This window comes from Bacillus sp. AFS001701 (genome assembly GCF_002559405.1).
Lineage (GTDB): Bacteria > Bacillota > Bacilli > Bacillales > Bacillaceae_G > Gottfriedia.
This window is the reverse complement of sequence record NZ_NTZO01000066.1, coordinates 1-21,833: the sequence shown is the minus strand read 5'-3', so window position 1 is coordinate 21,833 and position 21,833 is coordinate 1. Positions and strand designations below refer to the sequence as shown.

The window sequence follows — 21,833 nt, the reverse complement described above, 5'->3', positions numbered from 1 at the left end:
TCTTTCGACTCTTTTTAATTTGGTTTGTATTAATATTTTTCAAAAATTGTAAAAAAGTATGTATTGGTGTATGTTATGTATACAGTACTAAAAATAAGATATAAGAGGTTAATACATAATGAATTATGAAAATAATCCAAATTGGAATAAATTAACTGATTTAATGAAGAAGCGAGTGGAATTAAGAGAAAAGGGATACAGCTATCAAGAAATTGCTGACTTAGAGCAGAAAAGTCGTTCAAGTATACAACAAAGTATCAAGCGCTCATATTACCTTTTAGGAATAAAAGAACCAGATATTAAAGGAATTCTAAAAAAAGAAATTGATCAGTCTGTTCATATAGAAGGAATTAGAAATGAAATGCTTGAGGAAATGCGAAAACAAGGAATTAGGGAATTTGTAAAAGATTTTATTAAAAGAGATGATGTAAGAGAAATTCTTAAAGAAGAATATAGAAAAGAATTCGAAGATGAAAAAGGATGATCGTTAGTAAAATCTTCCTTTTTTTATTTTTTTATTGTATGTATGTATGTTTTGATGTAAGATTGTTCTTGTAAGCGATAACAACAACTAAAAACAAACATTGGGGGAATACAATTTGAATAAAAACATCAAAAAAGTAACTCGAACAGTTTTAGGAATTGCGATCGCAGCGCCAATGGTTTTAGGATTAGGATCATATGCTGGAGCAACTTCAGGTGCAGTAACTGCTACTAAAGTAGCTGTAAAAGTCAGAGCAAGCAATAAGGCTAAAACTGTTGGATATCTAGCTAAAAATCAAAAAATTAACTACTCAGGTTACAACAGTTCATTTGTAAAAGTTAGCTATAAAGGTAAAACAAGATATATTCTTAAAAAATACGTAAAATATGTACCACCGACAATTACGACAACAACACCATCTAATCCGACTACACCAGCAACACCATCTACACCAGCTAGCTCAAATGCCTCGATTCAACAACAAATTTTAGACTTAGTAAATATCGAGCGTGGTAAAGGTGGATTAAAGCCATTAACACTATCTAGCTATTTAAATGGAACAGCTCAAGCATGGTCACAAACAATGAGTAATGCTAACAATATGTATCATTCAACATTAAGCTTTAATGGTGGTTATAAAGGTGAAAACATCGCACATGGTCAAACAAGTGCAAATGAAGTAATGACTGATTGGATGAATTCACCAGGCCATAGAGCGAACATCATGAGCCCTAACTTTAAACAACTTGGAGTAGGTAAGGTAGGAACTTATTGGACGCAACAATTTACAGACTAATAATAGTACTCAAATCATTAATTGAAATTTTTTGAAAGATATAAGGAAAACCCGCAAAAGGACATGGAGCCTAAGCGGGTTTTCTTTTTCTGTTTTAAAAAAATCTATATTAAAGAGTAATTATTACTTTATATCACAATTATGAATGGAAATATCTTTAGCCATTTCCTTTAAAGGAAAAAGTTTCACCTATTATCGACTTCAGTTTGAGGGAAAAGTATTTTTACATAAAAAAATTGGGAGTGAAGAAGATGAAGAGCAATGAAATTTTCTATATTAAACAAGAACTCGAACTAATTAAAAATGAATTGCTACATCGTTTATTTTCTGAACCAATAAGTTCTACTGATATTGAGCAGCATCATTCGATTTTCGAGGAGACAAATAAACATCATATCCTCGTTGAAGACATGCAAAATGATTTATATGATATTGAGATTGCCTTGCAAAAAATTGACCATGGATTATTCGGTTATTGTGAAGTAACTGGGCAAGCTATTCCAATTGAAAAATTAAAAGTGCTTCCAACAGGTCGAACGTTAGAGGATTTTAGTTTTGTAAGAAATCATTACTAATACTATTCATTGTATAAACCTTTCCCCTATGCTAAAATTTGATGAGATATCTAATAAGGTAGGGGATAAATGTGGCATATATTATTGCGGTAATTGTCATTTTAATTGATCAACTGACAAAACTTGCAGTTTTAAAGAAGATGTATTTAGGAGAAAATATTGAGATTATTAAAAATATTTTTTACATAACATCACATCGCAATCAAGGAGCGGCTTGGGGTATGCTCCAAGGAAAAATGGGCTTCTTTTATTTAATTACTTTAGTCTTTGTGGTAGCAGTCATTTATTTTATCCAAAAGCACGCAAAAGGTGATCGTTTCCTAGGTTTATCTTTAGGATTAGTTTTAGGTGGTGCGATAGGTAATTTTATTGATCGATTCTTCCGTAAAGAAGTAGTTGATTTTATTCATGTTTATATTTTTAATTATGATTTCCCGGTATTTAATATCGCAGACTCAGCACTTTGTGTGGGCGTTATTTTATTATTTATTATTACTTTATTGGAAGATAAAAGAGGAGTTAAGAAATGACAGTTTTTGCTTTTACAGTTCAAGAGGATCAACATTTAGAAAGAATCGATACGTTTATTGCAACTCAAAATGATGAGTGGTCAAGGTCTCAGGTACAAACATGGTTAAAAGAAGATTTTGTATTAGTGAACGGTGAAAAAATTAAACGTAATTATAAAGTAAAACAGGGCGATGAAATATCAGTTTCAGTACCTGATCCAAAGCCATTAGAAGTTAAGCTTGAGAATATTCCACTGGATGTTTATTATGAAGATGCGGATGTTATTGTCGTAAATAAACCACGTGGAATGGTAGTTCACCCTGCATTAGGTCATGAAACGGGTACTTTAGTGAACGCTTTAATGTATCATTGTAAAGATTTATCAGGTATTAATGGTGTATTAAGACCTGGTATTGTACATCGAATCGATAAGGATACTTCAGGTTTATTAATGGTTGCAAAAAATGATGTAGCTCATGAGAAGCTTGCAGAGCAATTACGTCAAAAAACCTCAGTACGTAAGTATATTGCGATTGTACATGGTGTAATTCCGCATGAGGAAGGTACTATCGATGCGCCAATCGGGCGAGATAAAAATGATCGTCAAAGTATGACGGTTACCGAAGAGAATAGTAAAGAAGCTGTGACTCATTTTAGAGTATTAGAGCGATTTGATGAGTTTACTTTAGTTGAATGTCAGCTTGAAACAGGCCGTACTCACCAAATTCGTGTTCATATGAAATACATAGGATACCCGTTAGCTGGTGATCCTAAGTACGGACCACGTAAAACATTAGATATAGATGGTCAAGCACTACATGCAGCTGTTTTAGGATTTAATCATCCAAGAACAAATGAGTATTTAGAGTTTTCATCACCTATTCCAGAAGTACTAGAAAATATTATTGAACAATTACGCAGATAACTGTTGACAATGATTGAAACATAGGTCATAATGAGGACAGTTGAATGAACCTTTAACACAACCCCGTGAGGTTGAGAAGGAAGCGGAAAAATGAAAAAGGATAATTGTATCCTTTTGCGCTACCCTCTTGTCCATCGGGCAAGAGGGTTTTTTGCTTCTACACTATAAAAGTAGGAGGTAAGGTAAATGACTGAAAAAGCAATCATCTTAGACGAACTAGCGATCAGACGTGGTTTAACAAGAATTGCACATGAAATGCTAGAAAATAACAAAGGTATTGAAAATGTTGTTTTGGTTGGCATTAAAACCAGAGGTGTTTATCTGGCAAAACGTATTGCAGAAAGAATTAAACAGATTGAGGGTAAAGAAGTAATCATGGGCGATTTAGATATTACTCTTTATCGAGATGATTTATCGACAAAGACAGAAAACAAAGAACCATTAGTGAAGGGTTCAAATGTTCCTGTTGACCTAACAAACAAAAAAGTAATTTTAGTTGACGATGTGCTTTACACAGGTAGAACAGTTCGTGCCGCAATGGACGCTGTGATGGATCTAGGTAGACCGGCACAAATACAATTAGCAGTTTTAGTCGATCGAGGACATCGTGAGCTTCCAGTAAGAGCAGACTATGTTGGAAAAAATATTCCAACTTCGAGTAATGAAAAAGTAGTCGTAGCATTAAAGGAAACAGATGACCACGATAAAGTAAGCATATTTGAAAAATAGAAGTCCCTTTTAAATTTGGTCCAGAGAGGCTAACAAAGGGTCTAGTTAGTTGCTGCCTTATTGAAGCAACGCACTTGGACTCTTTGTGTACAATCACAAAGAGTTTTTTTATTGGGAAAATTGGAGGAAAAAACATGATAAAACAAAAACCTGTCCTAGAGATAAATGAAAAACCGAATATAGGTCAATGGATTTTCCTAAGTTTACAACATTTATTCGCAATGTTTGGATCGACAGTATTAGCTCCAATCTTAATCGGAATAAATCCTTCAATCGCACTAATATCAAGTGGGATTGGAACAATTGTGTTCGTACTAATTACAAGAGGTAAAGTACCATCTTACCTTGGATCATCATTCGCCTTTATCGCTCCGATGATCTACGCGAAAACAAATTTAGAACCTGGTGCAGCGTTCGTAGGAGTTTTCATCACAGGTATTATTTATGCAGTAATCGCACTAATCATTAACAAAGTAGGCGTGAAATGGTTATTCAGAGTATTACCACCAATCGTAGTAGGACCGGTAATTATCGTAATCGGATTAAGCTTATCAACAGTAGCGGTTGGAATGGCAATGAATGGAGCAGACGGCAAATACAGTTCAACATCAATCGCAATCGCATTAATAACGCTAGCAATCACAATTATAACGGCATTATTCACAAGAGGTTTCTTATCAGTCATACCAATTTTAGTAGGAATTATCGGTGGATACATTACTTCAATCTTCTTTGGAGTAGTGAATTTTATGGAAATTAAAAAAGCAGATTGGATAGCAGTTCCTGATTTCACAGTCCCATTTGTTCACTACACACCACATGTCACTTTCCAGCTACTAATTATCTTTGTACCAGTTGCAATCGTGACAATCTCTGAACATATTGGACACCAAGTTGTACTAGGAAGTGTCGTAGGCAAAGACTTAATTAAAGATCCTGGTTTAGATAAATCATTATTTGGAGATGCAGTTTCAACGATGATAGCAGGCTTAATTGGAGGACCTACAACAACAACATACGGTGAAAACATCGGTGTTCTAGCAATCACAAGAGCTTACAGCGTATACGTATTCATTGGTGCTGCAATCTTGGCCATGTCATTTGGATTCATCGGAAAAATCTCAGCGGTGATTAGCTCAATCCCGACACCTGTAATGGGTGGTATCTCAATCCTACTATTCGGAATCATCGCTTCAAGCGGATTACGAGTACTAGTAGAAAACAAGACTGATTTTGCTAAACAACGTAACTTAGTTATCGCTTCAGTCATTCTAGTACTAGGAATTGGTGGAGCAGCAATACACATTGGTAAACAATTCGCATTAGAAGGAATGGCTTTATCAGCTCTAATCGGAGTTGTACTAAATTTAGTCCTACCAGAAAACATTGGTGGCGATCGTACAATTGAAAATAAGGACGAGAGCATAGCTTCATAATTGACAATTAAATGGGGCATTCTTAAATTGATAAGACTCCAATAATAAAAAGATGAAATTCATTTAGGGGGATGACGGATGAATCATTTATTAACCATGTCTGATTTAACAATCGAAGAAATTCAAGATTTGCTTAACGAAGCACAAAGCTTTGCAAATGGAGAAATAAGTAGCCTGAAACGTCAGACATTTGTTGCAAATTTGTTTTTTGAAAATAGTACGAGAACTCGCTTTAGCTTTGAGGTAGCTCAAAAGAAACTTGGACTTGAAGTTATAAACCTTGCTGTTGAAAGCTCAAGCATTCAAAAAGGTGAAACTTTATATGACACAGTTAAAACCCTTCAAGCAATTGGAGTTGAAGCAGTCGTAATCCGTCATACACAAGACGAGTATTTTCAAGAAATAAAAGATGCAGGAATGCCAATCCTGAATGCCGGCGATGGATGTGGAAATCACCCAACACAATGCCTACTTGACTTACTAACGATCAAACAAGAATTTGGAAGCTTTGAAGGATTAAAAGTAGCAATTGTTGGAGATTTAAGACACTCAAGAGTTGCACGCTCTAATGCAGAAGCGCTAACTAGATTAGGTGCAGAAGTATACTTCGCAAGTCCTGATGAATGGAAAGATGATAAAAATACTTATGGAACATATAAAAATTTAGATGAATTGGTCGAAGAAGTTGATGTCATGATGCTATTAAGAGTTCAGCATGAAAGACACGACGAAGAGACAAATCACATAATGGAAAATTACTTACAAAAGCATGGCCTAACAGTTGAAAGAGCAGCAAAAATGAAATCAACAAGCATTATTATGCATCCAGCACCATTTAATCGAGATGTTGAAATTGCAAGTGAATTAGTTGAATGCAAGCAATCAAGAATCTTCAAGCAAATGGAAAACGGAGTATTTGTACGAATGGCTGTGTTAAAAAGAGCCTTACCAACAGTATGGGGAGAGATGAAAAATGAAGTACTTGTTTAAAAACGGTGTCATCTTACAAGAAAATGGTGAACTTCTAAATCGAGATGTATTAGTAGTTAATGGAAAAATCTCAGTAATCGCTGCAATAATCATTGATGAAGAAGCAAAGCAAATTGAATTAGACGGCAAACTGCTTTCACCAGGTTTAATAGATGTTCATGTACATCTTCGTGAGCCGGGCGGTGAACATAAAGAGACAATCGAAACAGGTACGAAGGCAGCGGCAAGAGGAGGATTTACAACAATTGCTGCAATGCCAAATACTCGACCAGTACCAGATACAATCGAGCACCTAAGCGCACTAAACAAAAAAATAGAAGAAACAGCAGTCGTAAACGTATTACCATATGCATCAATTACGATCCGACAAGCTGGTGAAGAGCAAACAGACTTTGAAGTCTTAAAAGAAAATGGAGCTTTTGCATTCACAGATGATGGTGTAGGAGTTCAATCTGCCGAAATGATGTACAAAGCAATGCAAAAAGCAGCTGAACTAAATGTATCAATCGTTGCACACTGTGAAGAAAACACCCTGATTCAAAAAGGTTGTGTCCACGAAGGTAAATTTTCAAAAGAAAATGGTTTAAATGGAATTCCTTCAATTTGTGAAAGTGTTCAAATTGCTCGAGATGTACTATTAGCTGAAGCTACAGGTTGTCACTATCATGTTTGCCATATCAGTACAAAAGAATCAGTAAGAGTTGTACGCGATGCAAAACGTGCTGGAATTAATGTAACAGCTGAGGTTTCGCCACACCATTTAATTCTTTGTGAAGATGATATCCCAGGCTTAGATACAAATTTCAAAATGAATCCTCCATTAAGAAGTGCTGTCGATCGAGAAGCATTAATCGAAGGATTACTTGATGGAACAATCGACATGATTGCAACAGATCACGCACCTCACACAGAAGAGGAAAAAGCTCAGGGAATGCAATTAGCACCGTTTGGAATTGTAGGGTTAGAAACTGCTTTTCCATTATTAAACACTCATTTTGTTGAAACAGGTAAAATGACTTTACAACAAGTAATAAACTTTTTAACAACTAAACCTGCTGAAGTTTTTAACTTAAACAGAGGGAAAATTGAAGTTGGAGCGGTAGCAGACCTAACTGTAATCGACTTAGATTTAGAAGAGGAAATCGATTCAACAACATTCCTTTCAAAAGGTAAAAACACTCCATTTAATGGTTGGAACTGTAAAGGTTGGCCAGTAATGACAATGGTAAATGGCAAATTAGTATATGAAAGAGAGGAACTAACAGTATGATGCGTCAATTAATATTAGAAGACGGAACAGTTTTTGTAGGAGAAGGATTTGGTAGCGAAGTTGAAACAACAGGAGAAATCGTATTTACAACAGGTATGACAGGATATCAAGAGGTATTAACTGACCCATCTTACTGTGGACAAATCGTAACATTCACTTTCCCTTTAGTAGGGAACTATGGTATCAACTTAGAGGATTTTGAAAGCATCGTACCAGCAGTACATGGCTTAATTGTAAAAGAATATGCTGAACATCCATCAAATTTCCGAAACAAAATGAGCTTGGATCAATATTGCAAAGATAAAGGAATTCCAGGTTTAGCAGGAATCGATACTCGTATGTTAGTGAAAAAGCTTCGTGAAGTTGGGACGATGAAAGGTAAATTCTGTAGCATGGAAGCAAATGTTGATGAAGTAGTTGCAGAACTAACAAATACACCATTATTCACAAACCATGTTGAACGAGTTTCAACTCAAAAACCTTATAGAAGTCCAGGTAGAGGACACAGAGTAGTATTAGTAGATTTCGGTATGAAACACGGTATATTAAGAGAATTAACAAACCGTAAATGTGACGTTACAGTCGTACCATATAATATTTCAGCAAAAGAAATTTTCTTACTTGCTCCAGATGGAATTATGTTAAGTAATGGACCTGGAGATCCAAAGGATGTTCAAGTAGCAATCGAAATGATTAATGAAGTAGTAGGCAAAGTACCATTATTCGGAATTTGCTTAGGGCACCAATTATTTGCTCTAGCAAATGGTGGAAATACTTCAAAACTTAAATTCGGTCACCGTGGTGCAAACCATCCAGTTAAACACTTAGAAACAGGAAAAGTAGCAATCACTTCACAAAACCACGGTTATGCTGTAGAAATGGATTCAATTGAAGGAACTGATTTAGAAGTAACACATGTTGCACTAAATGATGGAACTGTTGAAGGACTTAAACATAAGATTTACCCAGCATTCACAGTACAATACCACCCAGAAGCATCACCTGGGCCAGAAGATGCAAACTATTTATTTGATGAATTTATGAGCATGATGGAAGCACAGAAAAGAGAGGGGAACTTACAATGCCAAAACGCGTAGACATTGAAACAATCTTAGTAATCGGATCAGGACCAATCGTAATCGGTCAAGCAGCAGAATTTGACTATGCTGGAACACAGGCTTGTCAGGCATTGAAAGAAGAAGGATACAAAGTAATTCTTGTAAACTCAAACCCTGCAACAATTATGACGGATGTACAAACAGCTGATAAAGTATACATCGAACCACTAACAGTAGATTTCGTTAGTCGCATTATTCGTAAAGAACGTCCAGATGCACTTTTACCAACATTAGGTGGTCAAACAGGACTTAACCTAGCGGTAGAATTAGATAAATCTGGCGTATTAAAAGAGTGTGGAGTAAAAATTTTAGGAACAACCTTAGAAGCGATTAACCGCGCAGAAGATCGAGACCTATTCAGAACATTAATGAACGACTTAAGCGAGCCAGTACCAGAAAGTGAAATCATTCATACTTTAGAAGAAGCATATGACTTCGTAGAAGAAATTGGCTACCCAGTTATCGTAAGACCTGCCTTTACTCTTGGAGGAACAGGCGGAGGAATTTGTAATAATGAAGAAGATTTAAAAGAAATCGTAGCAAGCGGATTAAAAAATAGCCCAGTAACACAATGTTTATTAGAGAAAAGTATTGCTGGTTTTAAAGAAATCGAGTATGAAGTAATGCGTGATGCAAATGACCATGCGATTGTAGTATGTAACATGGAAAACATCGATCCAGTTGGAGTTCATACAGGAGATTCAATCGTAATCGCTCCTTCTCAAACGTTAAGCGATCGCGAATATCAAATGCTACGAAATGTATCATTAAAAATCATTCGTGCCTTAGGAATTGAAGGTGGATGTAACGTACAACTTGCACTAGATCCAGATAGCTTCCAATACTATGTAATCGAAGTAAATCCACGTGTATCACGTTCAAGTGCGTTAGCTTCAAAAGCAACAGGCTATCCGATTGCAAAATTAGCGGCAAAAATCGCAGTAGGCTTAACATTGGATGAAATGATTAACCCAGTTACAAAGAAAACATATGCTTGCTTCGAGCCAGCATTAGACTATATCGTATCAAAAATTCCACGCTGGCCATTTGATAAGTTTGAAACTGCAAACCGTCAGTTAGGAACTCAAATGAAAGCAACTGGAGAAGTAATGGCAATCGGTAGAACGCTTGAAGAGTCATTATTAAAAGCAGTACGCTCTCTAGAATTAGGAATCAGTCACATCGAGCTTAATGCAGTAAAAGAACTGACTAAAGACGAAATGATTACTCGCATGGCAAAAGCTGACGATGAAAGACTTTACATTGTTGCTGAAGCAATGAGAACAGGTATGACGTTAGAAGAAATTCACGACATTACAAAAATTGATTTCTTCTTCCTACACAAAATTGAAAACATCATTAAAATGGAAAAACAAATTAAAGAAAACCATTTTGAACTAGATGTACTTTTAAAAGCTAAGAAAATGGGCTTCAGTGATGATTACATCGCATCACAATGGAATGCTACAAATAAAGAAGTATACGAATTTAGAAAACAAAACCAAATCATTCCAGTATATAAAATGGTTGATACATGTTCGGCTGAGTTTGAATCTACAACTCCATACTTCTACGGAACATACGAAATCGAAAATGAATCAATTGTAACGGATAAGAAGAGTGTAGTAGTTCTTGGCTCTGGTCCAATCCGAATCGGTCAAGGGATCGAGTTTGACTATGCAACAGTACACTGTGTAAGAGCAATTAAAGAAGCTGGATACGAAGCAATCATTATAAACAACAACCCAGAAACAGTTTCAACTGACTTCAGTATCTCAGACAAACTATATTTCGAGCCATTAACAATTGAAGACGTTATGCACATTATCGATTTAGAAAAACCGATGGGAGTAGTAGTTCAATTCGGTGGTCAAACAGCAATTAACCTTGCAGGTAAATTAGTAGAACGTGGTGTGAAAATTCTTGGAACTTCACTTGAGGATTTAGATCGTGCTGAAGACAGAGACAAGTTTGAAGAAGCACTTCAACAATTAGGAGTACCACAACCTCTAGGTAAAACAGCAATGACACCTGAAGAAGCAGCTAATATCGCTGATGAAATTGGTTATCCAGTATTAGTAAGACCATCATATGTACTTGGTGGACGTGCAATGGAGATTGTATACCACCGTGAAGAAATTCTTCACTACATGCAAAATGCAGTTAAAATCAATCCAAAACATCCAGTATTAGTCGACCGCTACTTAACTGGTAAAGAAATTGAAGTAGATGCAATCTCTGATGGAATCGATGTATACATCCCTGGAATAATGGAGCATATCGAACGTGCTGGCGTTCACTCAGGAGATTCAATCGCAGTATATCCTACACAAAATGTATCACAAGCTGCGAAGGAAAAATTAATCGACTATACAATTAAACTTGCAAAAGGCTTAAATATTAAAGGATTACTTAACATCCAGTTTGTTGTAACAGATAAAGATGAAGTATTTGTACTAGAAGTAAACCCAAGATCAAGTCGTACAGTTCCATTCTTAAGTAAAATTACAAATGTACCAATGGCGAATATCGCAACAAAAGTTATCTTAGGTCAAACATTAGCTTCATTCGGATATTCAACAGGATACCACCCAGAAGGAAATGAAGTATATGTAAAAGCACCAGTGTTCTCATTCGCTAAATTACGCTCAGTAGATATAACATTAGGCCCTGAAATGAAATCAACTGGAGAAGTTATGGGTAAAGATGTAAGTCTTCAAAAAGCATTATACAAAGCACTAATTGCTGCGGGAATGCAAATCCCAACACACGGTTCAGTAATCATTACAGTAGCTGATAAAGATAAAGAAGAAGTAGTAAATATCGCAAAACGCTTCCATGAAATTGGATTTACAGTATTCGGTACAGAAGGAACTAAAAATCATTTAGAAAACCACGGTGTACCAGTAAAAGCGGTAAACAAAATTAACGAACATGAAGACAATATGCTAGATATGATCAAGCGTGGAGATGCACAGTTTGTTATCAATACATTAACAAAAGGTAAAAAACCGGCTCGTGATGGATTCAGAATTCGTCGTGAATCAGTTGAAAACGGAGTAGTTTGCTTAACGTCACTAGATACAGCAACTGCAATATTATCAGTAATTGAAAGCTTAACATTCTCAACTTCTGCACTACCAAACAAAGAAATGAAGGCTGGCGTATTAGTATGATAAAAAAAGAACTCATGACAATTGTCTCAAACAGAGAAATTGCCCATCAAATTGTCGAAATGACATTAAAAGGTGAACTAGTTCAGGAGATGCACTCTCCTGGGCAGTTCGTCCATATAAAAGTGACTGGTGGACTAACGCCACTATTAAGAAGACCAATCAGTATATGTTCGATCGACAAAGAGAAAAGTGAGTTCACGATGATATTCCGCGCAGAAGGTGAAGGAACGAAGCTTTTAAAAGAAGCAAGCGTTGGACAACAAGTTGATGTATTAGGTCCTCTAGGTCAAGGTTATGATGTTGAAACTCTTTCAGAAGGAGATACAGCACTACTAGTTGGTGGTGGAATTGGAGTACCTCCGATGTATGAACTTTCGAAACAATTTAAAGCTCGTGGTGTAAATGTAATTCATGTGTTAGGATTTGCATCAAGTAATGTAGCTTTTTATGAAAAAGAATTTTCGGAATTAGGACCAACCTTTATGGCAACGGTAGATGGAACTCTGGGTACGAAAGGATTCGTAACAGATGTAATTCGTGAAAAAGAGCTTCAATTTGATCAATACTTTGCATGTGGTCCAACTGTAATGTTAAAAGCTTTACAACAGCAGTATAAAGGTATGAAGGATGGATATATTTCACTTGAAGAACGAATGGGCTGTGGAATCGGAGCTTGTTTCGCATGTGTATGTCATACTGAAGACGGGTCTTATCGTAAAATTTGTAGCGATGGACCAGTATTCCAAGCTGAGGAGGTAGTACTATGATTTCATTACAAACAAAACTTCCTGGCTTAGATTTAAAAAATCCTATTATGCCAGCTTCTGGTTGCTTCGGATTTGGTAGAGAGTTTGCAAATCTTTACGATCTAAGTATTCTTGGAGCTATTATGATAAAAGCAACAACAGTTGAAACACGATACGGAAATGAAACACCTCGTGTAGCTGAAACTCAAGCGGGGATGTTAAATGCGATAGGACTTCAAAATCCTGGTTTAGAAAAAGTAATTGACGGTGAATTAAAATGGTTATCAAATTTTGATGTACCAATCGTTGCAAATATTGCTGGATCAACTATTGAAGACTATGTAACAGTCGCAAAAGAAATTTCTAAAGTAAGTAATGTAAAAGCACTAGAATTAAACATTTCTTGTCCAAACGTAAAATGTGGTGGGATTGCATTTGGAACGGATGCTGCAACAGCGGCTGAAGTAACTAAGAAAGTTAAAGAAGTAAGCGAAGTTCCGCTATACGTAAAATTATCTCCGAATGTAACGAATATTGTTGAAATAGCAAAAGCAATTGAAAATGCAGGAGCAGACGGTTTAACAATGATCAATACGTTACTAGGGATGAGATTAGATTTAAGAACTGGTAAACCAATTCTAGCTAATAAAACTGGTGGATTATCAGGTCCTGCAATAAAACCAGTAGCGATTCGAATGATTCATGATGTGAGCCAAGTAGTAAACATCCCAATCATCGGAATGGGCGGGGTTATGAATGCAGAAGACGCACTAGAGTTTTTCCTAGCAGGAGCAAGTGCTATCGGTGTAGGTACAGCAAACTTTGTTGATCCATTTGTTTGTCCAACAATCATAGATGAACTACCTGAAGTGCTACAAAAATATGGTTATCAGTCAATTGAAGAATGTATTGGAAGGAGCTGGAAACAACATGTCATCACAAGTGGTCATCGCGCTTGATTTTTCATCAAAAGATGAAGTAATGAATTTTGTAAAAAAATTTCAAAAGTCTCTATATGTAAAGGTAGGGATGGAGCTTTTTTACAAAGAGGGTCCAGCGATCATAAAGGAATTAAAAGAATTAGGACATCAAATCTTCCTAGATTTGAAACTTCATGATATTCCAAATACAGTAAAACATGCAATGAAAAATATCGCATCTCTAGAAGTAGACATGGTTAATGTTCATGCAGCTGGTGGAACGAAAATGATGAAGGCAGCATTAGAAGGTCTAGTAGAAGGAACTCCTGCTGGAAAAAAACGACCATTACTAATTGCAGTAACTCAACTTACAAGCACTTCAGAAGAACAAGTAATCCATGAACAAGGAATTTCTTCTTTACAGGATTCGATTAAACTATATGCTGCTATTACAGAAGAAAGCGGTCTTGACGGTGTAGTTTGCTCTCCACTTGATGTAGAGTTAGTTCAAGCAGCAGTTAAAGGTGAGAACTTCCTTACTGTAACACCTGGTATTCGCCTAGCAGATAATAGTGTAGATGATCAAGTACGTGTAACAACTCCAGAGAAAGCTAGACAATTTGGAAGCAGCTATATTGTAGTAGGACGCAGTATTACAAAAAGCGAAAATCCAGTAGAAGCATATGAAGAAGTAATTGCACAATGGGAGGGCGTAACAATATGAAAAAGAATATCGCAGCAAACTTATTAAGCATTGGGGCAGTAAGCCTTCAACCTGAAACTCCATTTACTTGGGCATCAGGAATCAAATCTCCAATCTATTGTGATAATCGCCTAACTCTTGGCTATCCAGAAATTCGTAAAAACATTGCAAAAGGCTTAGTAGAACTAATCCAAACTAAATTTGGTAACGTAGATGTAATCGCTGGAACTGCAACTGCAGGAATTCCACACGCAGCATGGACAAGTGATTTAATGGAATTACCAATGGTCTATGTACGTAGCTCTGCAAAAGGCCACGGCAAAGGAAACCAAATCGAAGGTCCAATTAAAACTGGACAAAAAGTAGTAGTAGTAGAAGATCTAATCTCAACTGGTGGCAGCGTAATCACATGCGTTGAAGCTTTACGCGAAGCGGGCTGCGAAGTACTAGGAGTAGTCTCAATCTTCACATACAATCTACCAGCGGCAGTAGAGAAGTTCGATACAAACGACGTAACTTACTATTCTCTTACTGACTATGACACACTAGTTGAAGTAGCAAAAGAACAAGGCTCAATCGAAGCAGAACATGTAGCAAAACTAACAGCATGGAGAAAAAATCCACAAGATGCTAGTTGGATGACTGTTGAAGTTTAATACTTAGAGTAGGGAAGATGACTTTTTGGAGTCATCTTTTTTTTTGTGGGGTGAGTTCCTGCAAATAAAAAAAGATGACTGCAAATAAATCGTTCTGGAGTGCAAATGAAAAGTGGACTGCAAATAAATTGGCTGAAAGTGCAAATAAAATCGTCGAAACTACAATTAAAATAGAAAGAAGTGCAAATAAAAAAAGTGAAGTGCAAATAAAATAGACAGAAGTGCTATTAAAAATAGAGAACAGCAATCAAAATGAAAAACTTTCACTCAATAATCTAACAAAATTAGTCGACTTTCACACCATACTCCCAAACATATTATTTGATAAATAATTAATAAGTTTTTAAACTATTCATAAAATTGATTGAAAGAAACTTTAATATTGGAGGGCCAAGTATGTCAATCGCAAAACAATTTCTTTCGAATAGTTTAAAGGAATTCAAAGGGATAAAAAATCTTGGAGATCGTTCAATGGATCAGCTAAATTATGAGGAGTTACACATACAGCCATCTAGTGAATCAAATAGTATTTCCATAATTGTAAAGCATTTAAGTGGTAATATGATTTCTAGATGGACGGATTTTCTCACGACGGATGGTGAAAAACCATGGCGAAATCGTGACGTTGAATTTGAGGGGATTTACCAATCAAAGGATGAGTTATTAGCTGATTGGAATAAAGGATGGAATGTTGTTTTTAACACTTTAGAGAGTCTTCAAGAAGATGATGTATTAAAAACAATTAAAATTCGTGGTGAAGATCATACTGTTTTACAAGCCATACATAGACAAATTAGTCATTACGGTAATCATATTGGTCAAATCGTTTATATTGCTAAGTTAATAAAAAATGAGGAATTTAAGAGTTTGAGTATACCAAAAGGAAAATCTCAAGAATTCTTAGAAAACAAATTAAATGTAATAAATAAAAAATCTTAAAATCTACGACTTAAGTTGTAGATTTTTTTTATAACCTAAAGACTAATAGTGTACGAATGTTCAATCAATTTTATGAAGAAATAGATTAATTGAAAGATTAAAATGTATTTGAGACCATTTAAAAGGAATAAGGAAGAGGATAGGAAAGTACTTCGGAGAGAAACGTTTTAAACAACATAAGAATACAAACATATCTCACCAGATCCATTTATAAATAACATTACTTTAATCCTGGTAAAAATTTTAATAGTGAAAATAGTTAGAAAATAATGTAAAATGTTACAGGTTAGGGGTTGTGTATTCGTTTTCTCAAACTTATAAAAATATACAAAAATGTTACATTTGTTTATCCATACCTATTCGGTGGCGTGTTTCAATAAATGAGAGGTAATATTTTGGATATATCTTTATTTACAGCATTTGATAAGAAGATAGGATTAGCCGCCGAACATATACAAATCTAATACCTGCCAAGTACCTGTTGGTCGTACTCATCTTTCAAAAATGATTCTTGCCAAGAAAGTAAGATTATTACCAAATAAAGTACAGGAAGAACAACTTTGGAAATCTGTTGGTACAGTCAGATGAGCATATAATTGGGCACTAGAAAAGCAAGAAGAAAATTATAAAAAAGAGGGGAAATTTAAAAACGATAGAGTCATAAGGAAAGAGTTAACTGTTTTAAAATAAACTGAAGATTTTAAGTGGTTATACGAAGTATCAAATAATATTACAAAACAAGCAATTAAAGATCTTTGTATTGCCTATAAAAAGTTCTTTTCTGGGTTATCATCGAAACCAAAATATAAGAGTAAGAGAAAGTCCAGAGCATCTTTTTATAATGACGCTCTTAAATTGGTCGTAAAAGAGCAACGAGTATTAATAGAAAAAGTAGGATGGATTAAAACATCCGAACAAATACCAATGAGTAAAAAGTACTTGAATCCTCGTATCCATTTTGACGGGAAGTATTGGTATTTAGCAGTTGGAATTGAACAAGAAATCCTACAAATTGAACTATCCGATGTTTCATTAGGAATTGATGTCGGTGTAAAGGAATTAGCTGTTTGTTCAGATGGAACAAGAAAGAAGAATATTAATAAAACAAGTTATATAAAGAAAATCGAGAAACGGTTACGTAGGTTGCAACGTCGGGTTTCTCGTAAATATGAGATGAATAAGGAGGGAAACCGTTTTGTCAAAACGAGCAACATTTTAAAAATCGAGAGAAAAATACGACTTCTACATAGAAGAATATCAAATATCAGAAAGAATCATCTTCATCAGGCGACAAGCGATATAGTGAAAACCAAACCATATCGTATTTTGATGGAAACCTTAAATATTAAAGATATGATGAAGAATAAACACTTATCTAAAGCAATAGCCAAACAGTGTTTAAATGAATTCAAGAAGCAAATTAAATATAAATGCTTAAAGTATGGAATCGAATTTGTGGAAGCTGATTTATGGTATCCCTCTTCTAAAAAGTGTTCAGAGTGTGGCAATATAAAAAAAAACCTAAAGATTTCCGAAAGAGTATTTCAATTTACGTGTGGCTTTGAAGTAGATCGGGATTTAAATGCTGCTATAAATCTAGCACGCTATCAATTAACAAACTAACACATCAAATGTTATTGCTAATATGTAGGAGTCGTTGTTTCCGAATTTACGCCCTCGGAGTGTTATATCAAACGAAAGTAGCTTCGGCAAAATCAGATACATTGAACAGGGAAATAAACAATTTCTTATAGATTTTTATAAGGTTTTGGCAACGGATGGCAATAGATGAAAATTTTAATCGAAACAGTTAATCATTTTAAACCATATTGGAAAGTATTTCTAATTGCTTTTGCATGTTCATTAATTGCTGGCGCATTTGCGATTATTCCGCCGATTTTGACTGGTAAGTTGGTCGATGAGATTGTAGGTGGTCCTGATTCAAAAATAATCTTTTATTTAATTTTAGGGATTATGCTTTCATTCTTATTTAAGGTCGGTTTTGAATCATTACAAGAATTTATTCAAGTAAAAATTGGTCTAGATGTAATTACAGATATGCAGTTACGTGCATTTACAAAGCTTCAAAAAGCACCGATGACGTTTTTTTCAACAACACCAAGAGGGGATATGTTATATAGGTTAACGCATGATGTAGAGTCTGTTCAAAACTTGAATAATACAGTTGTTCCACGTTTTATTCAACAAGTAATTGCGGCTATTGCAGCATTTATAGCGGTGTTTCCTTTATATTGGCCTGCAGCAGCGGTCATGCTCATTGTATTTGCAATTTATTTAGTTCCTTCTTTTATGATTGGTAAAAAAGTAAGAAAAATGGGAGCTATAGCTCGTGATATGAGTGCTGATTTGTATAATCATACTCAAGAAAGTATTGAGTCAGTTCGTTTAGTGCGAACGTTTCAAACGCAGGATATAGAAAATAAAAAATTAGAAGATAAATTGTCTGTTTGGAAAAGATTTGCTATTCGCTTGGCTTTAATTGGGAAGGTTAATTGGCGTTTAGGAAATGTGATTAATAATGGTGCGCCAGGGGTCATTATTTTGATTGGTGGATATTCGATTTGGCAGCATGAAATTACAATTGGTACATTAATCGCCGTTTTAGGATTTATCCCAACTATGTTTATGCCAGTTCGCTCTTTAGCTGAAAATGCGTTAACAATTCAACAAGCAATTCCAGCACTTCAAAGAATTTATGAGTATTTTGATTTGCCTGCAGAACAGCCTGATGATTTACCGAAATTTGGAGAAGTGAAAGGGGATATAGAAGTTAAAAATGTTCGTTTTACGTATCCAAATTCAACTGAAGAGGTATTAAAAGATGTTTCGTTCTCAATGAAAGCTGGTCAACATATTGGGATTGTTGGTTCCAGCGGTGGAGGAAAAAGTACTTTAATTCAGTTATTATTAGGATTATATCAGCCTTCTTCAGGTTCGATTTTTGTTGATCGTAAAGATTTATCAACACATGATTATCAATCATTACGCCAAAATATTGGAGTCGTTTCTCAGGAGACTTTCCTTTTAAATAGTACATTAAAGCAAAATTTACTGTATGCCAAACCTAATGCAACTAATGAAGAACTTGGGCTTGCTGTTGAGGCAGCGGACCTATCTGATTTAGTTGAGTCACTACAGGAAGGTTTTGAAACGATTGTTGGTGAGAGAGGGCTAAAATTATCTGGTGGTCAAAGACAACGAGTAGCTCTTGCAAGAGCAATTTTACGTCATCCTCCAGTATTAATTTTCGATGAGGCTACATCATCATTAGATGGAGAAACAGAGGAAAAGGTACAATCATCGCTTGAAAAGTTAATCCCAGGTCGTACAACAATTACGATTGCACATCGACTTGTAACAGTAAAGGATGCTGATTGTATTTTATTATTAGATAAAGGAAGTATTGCCGAACAAGGAACACATGAAGAATTATTATCATTAAAAGGTCAGTACTATCAATTATATATGGCACAATACAGTGAACTAGAAAAGGAGAGTGCTGTATGATGCAGAAAAATACTAAAAAAATAGGCGATGGAAAAAGAGTCATAAACTTTCTCAAACCTCATAAAAAATGGGTATTTGCAGATTCATTTGTAATTGCTTTAAGTCAAGTTTGTGCAGCATTAATACCAACTCTAGGAACGGGTTGGTTAATTGATCATATAATTCCAAATCATGACAATGCATTACTATGGGGATTAATGTGGTTGCTTGTTATTGCTGCAATTCTAGATTTAATTTTAATGGTCATTGATGAGTATTTTTGTCATCATATTGCTAAATCTGTTACAAACTGGCAAAAGCTACGCTTATTTAAGCACTTGCAAATTTTACCTTATTCATATTTTCATCAATCTAAATCTGGTGAATTATTAGCAAGAGTTTCTGATGACCCAGATACTTTGCATAACTTTTTAGCATGGGAAGGCTCTACTTTTATGGCTTCTGTGCAAGGAGTATTTATATATAGTATTGTCTTACTTTGGATTAATCCTTATTTAATGATTACGAGTGTAGTTTTAGGTGTTTTATTTTACTGGACTTCTAATAAAGTCGGAGCTCGTACTAGAATTGCTTCGGCTAAAGCTAGAAATGAAGCGTCACGTTATTTAGAAAGATTACGAGAATCAGTAACAGGGATCCAACTTTCGAGAATTCTTGGTGCAACGGATTATGAGATTCAAAGTGTCGCCGATATCCGTAAATCATTTATTAAGGAATCGATTATCGAATTAAAAGCAAGAATGCAATCAATTGTCGTAATTGGCAGCTATAATGGTTTTGCTTTAGCTGCTGTCTATTTTATAAGTGTTTTACTAATTTCAAATAATCAAATCACAACTGGACAAATGTATACGGCAGGTGGGCTTGTGACCATTGCGGCTAACGAAATTCAAAGAATGCTAAGAAACTGGCTATCAGTACGTAGAACTGGTCCAGCATTAGATCGTTCTGAAAAATTGTTAGCTGAAGAAGTTTCAGAATTTGAAGTACAAGAAGGTGAAAAATTAAATTCTGTTAATGGGTTAATTGAATTTAAAGATGTTAAATTTGCCTATCCAACGAAGGAAGAATTTGTGTTAAATGGATTGTCATTTCATGTGAAACCAGGGGAAGCAGTGGCCGTAGTAGGACCAAGTGGTGCTGGAAAATCAACAATTGTAGATTTGTTATTAGGTTTCTATCCGTTAAATAATGGAACTATTGAAGTAGATGGTTTACCAATTGAAAAAGCAAATGCAAAGTGGATCAGAGATGCGATCTCGTTTGTTTCGCAAGATGTACAACTAAGAAATGGTAGTTTAGCTGATAACATTCGTATAGGAAATGAATCGGTGACAGATGATGAAATGATTCAGGCTCTAAAAGATAGTGGGTTATCAGACTATTTAAATTCATTACCAGACGGTCTAGAATCATCAATCGGTGAACGAGGGGCTCTATTATCTGGTGGTCAAAAACAAAGATTATCATTAGCAAGAGCTTTAGTTAAAAACTCTCCGATTCTTATTTTAGATGAAGCAAGTTCGGCTTTAGATCCGATTACAGAATTACAAATAAATGAAGCGATTCAACAGCGAAAATCAAAACAATCTGTCATCGTAATTTCACATCGATTATCTACCGTATTAACAGCGGACCGAATCGTTGTACTCGAAAATGGGAAAGTAGTCGAAGAAGGTACGCATCATTCTTTATTAGAAAAAGATGGTGTTTATTCAAGATTATTTAAAAGAGAAGCTGAAACTGGTGAAAATGTCATTAGTGTATCGTAAAAAGATTAATAAGGAGTGTTAGAATGACTAATATTTCAGTAAAACTTTACGAAACAAAAGAAGAGTTAAGAAAAGGCTTTGAAGTATTAAAACAACTTCGTACCCATTTAAATGAAGAATCATTTTTTAGTTTGTATGAAGAAATGCAAAAACAGGGCTATCAATTATTTGGGTTAGAAGATCAAGGTGTGACGGTTGCAGTCGCTGGAATTAGTATATTAACAAATTTCTATAACGGTAGACATGTATTTGTTTACGATTTAGTGACGGATGAAAGTAAACGCTCAAATGGATACGGTAAGAAATTACTTGATTTTATTTCTGAGTTTGGTAGTAGAAATGGATGTCAATTAGTAACACTACAATCCGGTGTCCAAAGAATAAATGCGCACCGTTTTTATGAGCATAAAATGGAGTATAAAAAGCTATCTTATTCTTTTAGTAAAGATCTTGGATGAACATAAAAACCCTAATAATTTAGGGTTCACGCTGTTGAAAAACAACCTTGTCAATTAAATTACCAAATTTTCGTAAAAGGAGTAGAGTGATGTTGATTTCCA

At 35.1% G+C, this 21,833-nt stretch carries 20 protein-coding genes and 1 pseudogene; all 21 read left to right on the top strand.

What is annotated here, in order from left to right; all coding sequences use genetic code 11:
* Nucleotides 1-118 precede the first annotated feature (118 nt).
* The 21 genes and pseudogenes from CN514_RS05755 to CN514_RS05660 all read left to right on the top strand — a co-directional run bounded on the left by CN514_RS05755 (nucleotide 119) and on the right by CN514_RS05660 (nucleotide 21,731).
* Nucleotides 119-484, top strand: a complete 366-nt coding sequence (locus tag CN514_RS05755; RefSeq protein ID WP_098231775.1) for a hypothetical protein — start codon at nucleotides 119-121, stop codon at nucleotides 482-484.
* A gap of 115 nt (nucleotides 485-599) precedes the next feature.
* Nucleotides 600-1,280, top strand: a complete 681-nt coding sequence (locus tag CN514_RS05750) for a CAP domain-containing protein (RefSeq protein WP_098231774.1) — start codon at nucleotides 600-602, stop codon at nucleotides 1,278-1,280.
* Nucleotides 1,281-1,531: 251 nt separating this feature from the next.
* Nucleotides 1,532-1,855, top strand: coding sequence for a TraR/DksA family transcriptional regulator (locus CN514_RS05745; protein ID WP_098231773.1), 324 nt, complete (start codon nucleotides 1,532-1,534; stop codon nucleotides 1,853-1,855).
* A gap of 71 nt (nucleotides 1,856-1,926) precedes the next feature.
* Nucleotides 1,927-2,385 carry a signal peptidase II gene (gene lspA, locus CN514_RS05740; protein WP_069035614.1) on the top strand — a complete coding sequence of 153 codons (459 nt, stop codon included), beginning with the start codon at nucleotides 1,927-1,929 and terminating at the stop codon, nucleotides 2,383-2,385.
* A complete protein-coding gene (locus tag CN514_RS05735; protein ID WP_098231772.1) occupies nucleotides 2,382-3,290 on the top strand; it encodes an RluA family pseudouridine synthase in 909 nt (302 codons plus the stop codon). The genes lspA and CN514_RS05735 overlap by 4 nt, the downstream gene beginning before the upstream one ends.
* Nucleotides 3,291-3,476: 186 nt before the next feature.
* A complete protein-coding gene (pyrR, locus tag CN514_RS05730) occupies nucleotides 3,477-4,019 on the top strand; it encodes a bifunctional pyr operon transcriptional regulator/uracil phosphoribosyltransferase PyrR (RefSeq protein ID WP_069035616.1) in 543 nt (180 codons plus the stop codon).
* Between the two features lie 137 nt (nucleotides 4,020-4,156).
* The gene (locus tag CN514_RS05725) at nucleotides 4,157-5,455 is read left to right on the top strand and encodes a solute carrier family 23 protein (RefSeq protein ID WP_141529306.1); all 1,299 of its coding nucleotides are present in this window, start codon (nucleotides 4,157-4,159) and stop codon (nucleotides 5,453-5,455) included.
* 78 nt (nucleotides 5,456-5,533) lie between these two features.
* Nucleotides 5,534-6,445 carry an aspartate carbamoyltransferase catalytic subunit gene (locus tag CN514_RS05720; protein WP_098231770.1) on the top strand — a complete coding sequence of 304 codons (912 nt, stop codon included), beginning with the start codon at nucleotides 5,534-5,536 and terminating at the stop codon, nucleotides 6,443-6,445.
* Entirely contained in the window at nucleotides 6,429-7,715 is a 1,287-nt protein-coding gene (locus CN514_RS05715; RefSeq protein ID WP_098231769.1) for a dihydroorotase, read from the top strand. The genes CN514_RS05720 and CN514_RS05715 overlap by 17 nt, the downstream gene beginning before the upstream one ends.
* Nucleotides 7,712-8,812: a carbamoyl phosphate synthase small subunit gene (locus CN514_RS05710; protein ID WP_098231768.1), complete on the top strand. Its 1,101-nt coding sequence runs from the start codon at nucleotides 7,712-7,714 to the stop codon at nucleotides 8,810-8,812. The genes CN514_RS05715 and CN514_RS05710 overlap by 4 nt, the downstream gene beginning before the upstream one ends.
* Entirely contained in the window at nucleotides 8,797-12,009 is a 3,213-nt protein-coding gene (gene carB / locus CN514_RS05705) for a carbamoyl-phosphate synthase large subunit (protein WP_098231767.1), read from the top strand. The genes CN514_RS05710 and carB overlap by 16 nt, the downstream gene beginning before the upstream one ends.
* Nucleotides 12,006-12,776 (top strand): dihydroorotate dehydrogenase electron transfer subunit, encoded by a 771-nt coding sequence (locus CN514_RS05700; RefSeq protein ID WP_056471012.1) that lies wholly within the window; start codon nucleotides 12,006-12,008, stop codon nucleotides 12,774-12,776. The genes carB and CN514_RS05700 overlap by 4 nt, the downstream gene beginning before the upstream one ends.
* Nucleotides 12,773-13,714: a dihydroorotate dehydrogenase gene (locus CN514_RS05695; protein ID WP_098231766.1), complete on the top strand. Its 942-nt coding sequence runs from the start codon at nucleotides 12,773-12,775 to the stop codon at nucleotides 13,712-13,714. The genes CN514_RS05700 and CN514_RS05695 overlap by 4 nt, the downstream gene beginning before the upstream one ends.
* A complete protein-coding gene (pyrF, locus tag CN514_RS05690; protein ID WP_098231765.1) occupies nucleotides 13,686-14,399 on the top strand; it encodes an orotidine-5'-phosphate decarboxylase in 714 nt (237 codons plus the stop codon). The genes CN514_RS05695 and pyrF overlap by 29 nt, the downstream gene beginning before the upstream one ends.
* Nucleotides 14,396-15,034 (top strand): orotate phosphoribosyltransferase, encoded by a 639-nt coding sequence (gene pyrE, locus CN514_RS05685; RefSeq protein WP_098231764.1) that lies wholly within the window; start codon nucleotides 14,396-14,398, stop codon nucleotides 15,032-15,034. Before pyrF ends, pyrE begins: the two co-directional genes overlap by 4 nt.
* Before the next feature lie 74 nt (nucleotides 15,035-15,108).
* Nucleotides 15,109-15,249: a hypothetical protein gene (locus tag CN514_RS25555; RefSeq protein ID WP_176525808.1), complete on the top strand. Its 141-nt coding sequence runs from the start codon at nucleotides 15,109-15,111 to the stop codon at nucleotides 15,247-15,249.
* 181 nt (nucleotides 15,250-15,430) lie between these two features.
* Nucleotides 15,431-15,973 carry a DUF1572 family protein gene (locus tag CN514_RS05680; RefSeq protein ID WP_098231763.1) on the top strand — a complete coding sequence of 181 codons (543 nt, stop codon included), beginning with the start codon at nucleotides 15,431-15,433 and terminating at the stop codon, nucleotides 15,971-15,973.
* A gap of 504 nt (nucleotides 15,974-16,477) precedes the next feature.
* A pseudogene (locus CN514_RS05675) lies at nucleotides 16,478-17,596 on the top strand (RNA-guided endonuclease InsQ/TnpB family protein).
* A gap of 165 nt (nucleotides 17,597-17,761) precedes the next feature.
* Nucleotides 17,762-19,501 carry an ABC transporter ATP-binding protein gene (locus CN514_RS05670; RefSeq protein ID WP_098231762.1) on the top strand — a complete coding sequence of 580 codons (1,740 nt, stop codon included), beginning with the start codon at nucleotides 17,762-17,764 and terminating at the stop codon, nucleotides 19,499-19,501.
* Nucleotides 19,498-21,273: an ABC transporter ATP-binding protein gene (locus CN514_RS05665; protein WP_098231761.1), complete on the top strand. Its 1,776-nt coding sequence runs from the start codon at nucleotides 19,498-19,500 to the stop codon at nucleotides 21,271-21,273. The genes CN514_RS05670 and CN514_RS05665 overlap by 4 nt, the downstream gene beginning before the upstream one ends.
* Before the next feature lie 23 nt (nucleotides 21,274-21,296).
* On the top strand, nucleotides 21,297-21,731 hold the full coding sequence (locus tag CN514_RS05660; protein WP_098231760.1) for a GNAT family N-acetyltransferase: 435 nt from the start codon (nucleotides 21,297-21,299) through the stop codon (nucleotides 21,729-21,731).
* Nucleotides 21,732-21,833: the final 102 nt, after the last annotated feature.